Raw genomic sequence first — 6,618 nt, 5'->3', positions numbered from 1 at the left:
CTGGTGGTGGGTGCATCACTGCGCGTGATGGCCTCATCATCACCCCGACAAGGCGGCATGCCAACTCCGCAAGGCTTGTTCGCCCAGCGCCAGATTGCTTTCCCCCTCCCTTTGGGCGTGCTGTGATGGTCGCATGGGACTGCGCGAGCGACTGATCAACAAGATGACTCCCGACGGCAGCATCAGCGTCGACGAGGCGCTCAACCTGCTTGCCCAAGGAGGCGTGCTGGTCGACGTGCGTGGCCTCAAGGAGTACGAGGGCGGTCACGTGCCCGGCGCGCGCCTGGTCGACGTGCGGGCGCTCGCCGAGAATGTGATGGACGCCGTCTACGAGGGCGACCCCTTCGCCGAGCCAGACAAGACGATCGTGCTGATCTGCGACACCGGGCTGCGCTCCGGCCATGCCGTCAAGATGGTGCGAGACCAGGGCTTCACCTGCGAGTTCGTCGACGGGGGACTGGTCGCCTGGCGCGATGCCGGACAGATCCTCATCCCGGGGCCCCCGCGCAAGCGGATCTGAGGCATGTGATGGTGCGAGGTCCAAGCCCTGTCACATCGTCTGCCAGTCAGGCGGAGTCGCGGATACTGATCCGGGTGGACAGGACCTTGGGAGCAGTGACGATCTCACCCGCCAGGACTCGCTGAAGCATCCGGCTCGCAGCGGCTCCCAACTCCGGTGCGGGGTTCCCGACGCTGGTCAGCATCGGGTCGTTCTCGACGGCCACCACGCTGTCGTCGAAGCTGGCCAGCAGGATGTCTTCGGGCACGCGAAGGCCCGCGCGGTTCAATGCCCTGAGGGCCCCCCGTGCCATGAGGTCGGAGGCCACGAACAAGGCCTCCATCTCCGGCGCCTGCGCAAGGAGCTGTTGGGCTGCCAGCTCCCCGCCCTCCCGGGTGAAGCCGCCGTCCATGGCCAGGACGGGTGTGAGTCCGTGCTCGGCCAGACACGTCTGGAAAGCCTGCAGACGGCGCCTGCCCACAACCATGTCCAATGGGCCGGTGATCGTGGCGATCCGGCGTGCGCCGCGAGCGAGGAGGTGCTCCGTGGCCAACCGGACACCCGCTTCCTGGTCGATGTCGACATAGGGTGCGCCCGTGATCCCGGGGTCGCCGATGAAGACCACTGGCCGGCCGGTGTCATACAGCTGGCGGGCGATCTCCCAGCCGTGGTGGGATGCCACGATGGCTCCGTCGAGATGGCCACTGCCCAAGTACTTGGCCATGGCATCCGGGGCATCGTCCGGCTGGCTGATGGAAAGCACGATCCTGGTGGAGGATCCACGAAAGCCCTGCAGCGCACCGTGGTACAGCTGCGAGAAGAAGGGGTCCGAGAACACCCGGTCATCGCTCTCCGGCAACATGAGTGCCACGACCCCTGCCTTCTGCGTAGCCAATGCCCTGGCCAGATGATTGGGCACATAACCCAACTGTGCGATGGCCCGCTCCACGGCCAGACGCTTGTCCTCACGGACCGGCGTGCCCTTGCTCACCACCCGACTGGCGGTGGCCCGGGAGACTCCAGCCAGCCTGGCCACGTCGTCCAGCGTCGGCGCCGGGCTGGACATCTTCATCCCTTGACCGCTCCCGCCATGACACCGGCGACGAGCTGTCGGCCGGCGACCAGGAAGACCAGGAGCAGGGGCAGCGTGATGATCAACACACCAGCCATGATGAGGGCCATGTCCTTGAAATAGGAAGCCTGCAGCAGCTGGAGGGCGACCGGCAGGGTCGGATTCGACGACCCGAGGACGATGAAGGGCCAGAAGAAGCTCGTCCAGGAGCCGACGAAGGTGAACAGTCCCAGCATGGATGCGGCGGGCCGCGCAGCGGGCACCACCACGTGCCAGAAGGTCTCGATCATGCTGCACCCATCCATTCGGGCCGCCTCGATCAGCTCATAGGGCAGGGCGTCCTCCAAGTACTGCGTCATCCAGAAGACACCGAATGCGGAGACCATCGCCGGCACGATCACAGCGGCCAGCTTGCCGGTCCAGCCCAGCTTCGCCATCACGATGAACAACGGGATGATCCCCAGCTGGGAGGGAATGGCCATGGTGCCGATCACGAAGGCCAGCAGGAACCTCTTGCCGCGGAACCGCAGCTTGGCGAAGGCGAAGCCAGCGAGGGTGGAAAAGAACATCACGGACAAGGCCGTCACCAGGGACACGACCAGACTGTTCTGGAAGGCCTGCCAGATCTTGATGTCGGACTCCACCACGCGACGCAGGTTCTCCACGAGATGACTGCCCGGGACCAGGCTCGGGATCGGGTGTGTGGCAATCTCGGCGCTGGTGGATGACGCCAGCAGGAAGGCGTAGTAGATCGGGATGACAGAGACCAAGAGTACGAGACCGAGGGTCAGGTAGGTGCCCCAGCCGGGTTTGCGGACCCCACCGTCGAGGCGCCCCTGCTTTCGGCGAGCGGCCCGTGCGGCGCCCTTGCCGGCGATCTGCTCGATGGTGGGAGTGGAGAGCTGGCTCATCGGGTGCCTCCGGGGGTGTGGCGGGTCAGGCTCCGGCGGCGCGGTTGCGTCGCTCCACTGGAGGCGATCCGGCGGGTGATGAAGTAGTTCAGCAGCGTGATGGCCACGACGATCATGAAGAGGATCCATGCGACGGCCGACGCGCGGCCCAGGTTGCGCTGGCTGCCCCAGCCCAGCTCGTACATGTACATCGTGACGGTCATCCACTGGCGGTCGGCGCCGCCTGCGCCGGTGTTGTCGAACATGCGCGGCTCGTCGAAGATCTGCAGACCGCCGATGGTGGACGTGATCACGACGAAGATGATCGTCGGCCGCAACATCGGGATGGTGACGTGCAGGAAGGTCTTGACCCGGCTGGCGCCGTCGACGACGGCAGCCTCGATGGTCTCGCGCGGGATGGCCTGCATGGCAGCCAGGAAGATCAGGGTGTTGTAACCCGTCCAGCGGAAGTTGACCATCGTCGCGATCGCCAGGTGCGATGCCAGGACATCCTTGTGCCAGCCGATGGGACCCATGCCGATGCGCTCCAGGATGGAGTTGATCACGCCGGACTGGTCGGAGAAGACCTGGCCGAAGATCAGTGAGACGGCAATGGGGGCGACCACGTAGGGCAACAGGACGCCCATCCGCCAGAAGGTCTTGGCGCGGAGGTTCGCGTCGAGGGCAGCGGCGATCAGCACGGCAAGGATGACCTGGGGCACGGAGGACAGCAGGAAGATGCTGAAGGTGTTGCGCAACCCCTTCCAGAAGCGAGGCTGCTGGAGCACCCATGTGTAGTTGTCCACGCCGATGAAGCCGAGGTTGCCCCGGATCAGGTTCCACTTGTGCACGCTCACGAAGGCCGTGTACAGCAGCGGGAAGAGTCCCGCGATGACGAAGATGAGGAAGAAGGGCGCGATGTACAGGTAGGGCGAGGCCTTCTGGTCGAGCTGGCTCAGCTTCTGGCGACGGGTCAGGGTCGGGGTGCTCATGGATGTCCTCGTTGACGGTGGGAGCGGGGGTGGGGGCGCCGGACGGCCGACGCCCCCACGTGACGGGCTCAGCCGAGGGCCTTGGCCTCGTCGACGGCCTTCTTCCAGGAGTCCTCGCGGTTCGCGGACTTCTCGACGGCAGCACGGGTGATGGCGTCCTGCGCGATGGTGTCGATCGCGAAGTAGTTCGGGCCCTTGTAGGGAGTGACCTTCACGGCAGCAGCCCGGTCGGAGAGGATCTGGCCGACGGGGGCATTGTTGAAGAACTTGTTGGTGTAGCCCTTCACCTCGGCACTCTCGAGGGCCTTCTTCTGGCTGGGGAAGGTTCCCTTCGACTCGAAGGCCTTGACCTGCTGCTCGGGTGCAGTCAGCCAGGCCGCCAGCTCTCGCGCAGCAGCCTTGTGCTCACCCTGTTCCGGGACCGTGAGGTAGGAGCCGCCCCAGTTGCCACCGCCACCGGGGAAGACATTGGCAATGTCCCAACCCTCGACGCCGGCGGCATTGCCCTCGATCACGCCGAGCATCCAGCCCGGGCACAGCATCGTGGCGAACTTTCCGTTCTGGAAGCCCTTGTTCCAGTCAGGGCTCCACTGGGACAGGCCCGCGGACAACTTGTTGTCGACGGACTGGGTGAGTACCTCGTCGTAGAGTTCCTTGACGGGCTTGTTCTCGTCGAGGGGGATGATCTGCTCTTCCTCACTGGAGGATGAGTAGGCATTCTCCATCTGGTTCAGGCGAGCGGCCCAGATGGCATTGGGGGAGTCATACCACCCCACATTCGGGACCTTGCTCACGAACTGCTTTCCGACGGAGTAGTACTTGTCCCAGTCACCTTCCAGCAGCTTCGCCACCTGGTCCCGCTGGGTTGGCAGCCCTGCCTTGGCGAACAGGTCGGATCGGTAGCAGACAGCCTCCGGGCCGATGTCTGTGCCGTAACCGATCAGCTTGCCATCGGGATCGGTGGCTGCCTTCTCCTTCCAGTCCAACCATCGGCCGGACACGTCGTCGGACTTGAGGTCCATGAACTTGTCGCTGGACTGCATGAGTTCGGGCAGCCAGTCCACCTCGACGGCCTCGATGTCTGCGAGGCCGGAGCCAGCGGCCAGGCGAGTGTTCATGTTGTCGCGTGCTTCCTGCGTCGTGGCGGCCTTCTTTGCCTTCACCGTCACGTTGGGGTGCAGCTTCATGTACTCGGCGTAGAGCTTGTCGTAACCGAATTCATTGAAGGTGGCGACAGTGAGCGTCACCTTCTCGTTGGGATCGCTGCTGGGGGCGGTCTTGGGATCGTCCGCCTTGTCGCCGCTGGAGCAACCCGTTGCCATCACGGCCAGGCTGGCCGCGACGGCGGCAACCTTCCTCCACTTTCCTGTGCTCACCAGAACTCCTTAGGTCAAAGGTCGTGCGACGGTGCACGAGCCACTCTGGTCCCAGCGCTGTATGAGAGCGCTTTCAGTAAGGTGATTCAAGCACCCATTTCATGGCGGCGCAATACCCTCAACGTTCCATATTGACGAGGGAGTATGGAGTGCTAGCGTTGCATCGCATCTGAGTGAGAGCGGTTTCAATGTGGAGACGCGCGGCCGGGAGGGGATTCCAGTGAGGTTCAGCGACGAGTTCGTCTTTGGGACGGCTACGGCCTCCTATCAGGTGGAGGGCGCCCACGACCAAGGGGGGCGCACCCCCTCGATCTGGGACACCATGTGCCGCACTCCTGGCAAGGTGGCCAATGGGGACACGGGAGACGTGGCCTGTGACCAGTACCACCGCTGGGAAGAGGACCTGGAGATCATCAAGGGGCTCGGACTGGATGCCTACCGCTTCTCCATCTCCTGGAGCCGGGTGATCCCGGACGGGGTCGGTGCGGTCAACCGGGAGGGCGTCGACTACTACCGTCGGTTGTGCCAAGGGCTGCATGAGGCAGGTGTCAAGGCTGTTGCGACGCTCTACCACTGGGACCTGCCGCAGGTTCTGCAGGACAGGGGTGGCTGGGCGGCTCGGGAGACCGCCCATGCGTTCGCGGACTATGCACGCGCCATGGCCCGGGAGCTGGGAGACGTGGTGGACACCTGGAGCACGCTCAATGAGCCCTGGTGCTCGGCGTACCTTGGCTACGGCTCCGGGGTCCATGCGCCCGGCCATGTCGATGCTCTGGAAGCCCTGCGGGCGGTGCACCACCTGAACCTGGCGCATGGTCTGGCCAGCGCAGCCCTGCGTGAAGAGCTGGGGCCTGATGTCCGGATCTGCCTGACCCTCAACCTGCACGTCATTCGTCCCGCCTCGGATGGTGACTCCGACGTGGCGGCGGCCCGCAAGATCGAGGTCGTGGGCAATGAAGCCTTTCTCCAACCCGTGATGGAGGGACGCTTTCCCGAGGAATTGCGTGAGATCACCAAGGGGGTCACGGACTGGAGCTTCGTCCGCGAGGGGGACCTGGATCTCTGTCACCAGGTTCCCGACATCCTGGGGATCAACTACTACGCCACGTCGACGGTGCGAGCTGCCATCCCTGGTGAGGCTTCCCTGTCCGGCGGACATGGTGAGACCGGGGTGAGCCCCTGGCTCTGCTGCGAAGACGTGACCTTCCTTGCTCCAGAGGGGAAGCTCACTGAGATGGGTTGGAACATTGACCCCAGTGGGCTGGTGGAACTGCTCGTTCGTACCGCTCGCCGGTATCCGGGCCAGGAACTGATGGTCACGGAGAACGGCGCTGCCTTCGATGATGACGTTGCTCCCGACGGGAGCATTCATGACGAGGACCGGATCGACTATCTGCGCGGGCACCTGGGGGCTGTGGGCGAAGCCATCGAGCAAGGGGCCAGGCTCACCGGATACTTCGAGTGGTCGTTGCTGGACAACTTCGAGTGGAGCTTCGGCTACGGCAAGCGCTTCGGCATGGTCCGGGTGGACTACGACACGCTCAAGAGAACGGTCAAGGACTCCGGCAAGTGGTACGCCGATCTGGCGCGCACCCGTGACCTGGCAGCGGTTGGTGCTGATTGGGTGGCTCGCGACTGAGGCGGTAATGTTGCACCTTGGACGCCCGCACCCGATGCAGGTGTCCATGGCACACGCCCTCCTGCCATGGGATGGACCCATGGCCGTTGAGACCAGAGGAGGTGGAGTACGCGTATGCGCAAGTATGAAATCGTCGTGATCATCGATCCC

General features: G+C 64.4%; 6 protein-coding genes. 2 read left to right on the top strand and 4 right to left on the bottom strand.

The features are described from left to right. Window positions 1–133 precede the first annotated feature (133 nt). Window positions 134–520 (top strand): rhodanese-like domain-containing protein, encoded by a 387-nt coding sequence (locus tag ACHFFZ_RS01645; RefSeq protein ID WP_394274925.1) that lies wholly within the window; start codon window positions 134–136, stop codon window positions 518–520. 46 nt (window positions 521–566) lie between these two features. Here the strand turns inward: ACHFFZ_RS01645 and ACHFFZ_RS01640 are convergent, their stop codons facing one another. From ACHFFZ_RS01640 to ACHFFZ_RS01625, 4 genes are all read right to left on the bottom strand, one after another. Continuing rightward, window positions 567–1,565, bottom strand: coding sequence for a LacI family DNA-binding transcriptional regulator (locus ACHFFZ_RS01640; RefSeq protein WP_394274924.1), 999 nt, complete (start codon window positions 1,563–1,565; stop codon window positions 567–569). A 2-nt stretch (window positions 1,566–1,567) separates the two neighbouring features. Further along, window positions 1,568–2,482 (bottom strand): carbohydrate ABC transporter permease, encoded by a 915-nt coding sequence (locus tag ACHFFZ_RS01635; RefSeq protein ID WP_394274923.1) that lies wholly within the window; start codon window positions 2,480–2,482, stop codon window positions 1,568–1,570. Further along, window positions 2,479–3,453, bottom strand: a complete 975-nt coding sequence (locus tag ACHFFZ_RS01630; RefSeq protein WP_394274922.1) for a carbohydrate ABC transporter permease — start codon at window positions 3,451–3,453, stop codon at window positions 2,479–2,481. The genes ACHFFZ_RS01635 and ACHFFZ_RS01630 overlap by 4 nt, the downstream gene beginning before the upstream one ends. Before the next feature lie 68 nt (window positions 3,454–3,521). After that, window positions 3,522–4,829 carry an ABC transporter substrate-binding protein gene (locus ACHFFZ_RS01625; protein ID WP_394274921.1) on the bottom strand — a complete coding sequence of 436 codons (1,308 nt, stop codon included), beginning with the start codon at window positions 4,827–4,829 and terminating at the stop codon, window positions 3,522–3,524. Window positions 4,830–5,049: 220 nt separating this feature from the next. On the opposite strand from ACHFFZ_RS01625, the gene ACHFFZ_RS01620 reads away from it, so the two are divergent. Then, complete coding sequence (locus tag ACHFFZ_RS01620) at window positions 5,050–6,468, top strand: GH1 family beta-glucosidase (protein WP_394274920.1); 1,419 nt, start codon at window positions 5,050–5,052, stop codon at window positions 6,466–6,468. The last annotated feature ends 150 nt before the right edge of the window (window positions 6,469–6,618 follow it).

The organism is Luteococcus sp. (assembly GCF_043424415.1).
Taxonomy (GTDB): domain Bacteria; phylum Actinomycetota; class Actinomycetes; order Propionibacteriales; family Propionibacteriaceae; genus Luteococcus.
The sequence above is the reverse complement of the archived record's forward strand: the minus strand, read 5'-3'. Positions and strand labels throughout refer to the sequence as shown.

Excerpts from the sequence above, each read along its gene's own strand:
- ACHFFZ_RS01645 (WP_394274925.1), top strand. The coding sequence starts at position 134 with ATGGGACTGCGCGAGCGACTGATCAACAAGATGACTCCCGACGGCAGC.
- ACHFFZ_RS01640 (WP_394274924.1), bottom strand. The coding sequence starts at position 1,565 with ATGTCCAGCCCGGCGCCGACGCTGGACGACGTGGCCAGGCTGGCTGGA.
- ACHFFZ_RS01635 (WP_394274923.1), bottom strand. The coding sequence starts at position 2,482 with ATGAGCCAGCTCTCCACTCCCACCATCGAGCAGATCGCCGGCAAGGGC.
- ACHFFZ_RS01630 (WP_394274922.1), bottom strand. The coding sequence starts at position 3,453 with ATGAGCACCCCGACCCTGACCCGTCGCCAGAAGCTGAGCCAGCTCGAC.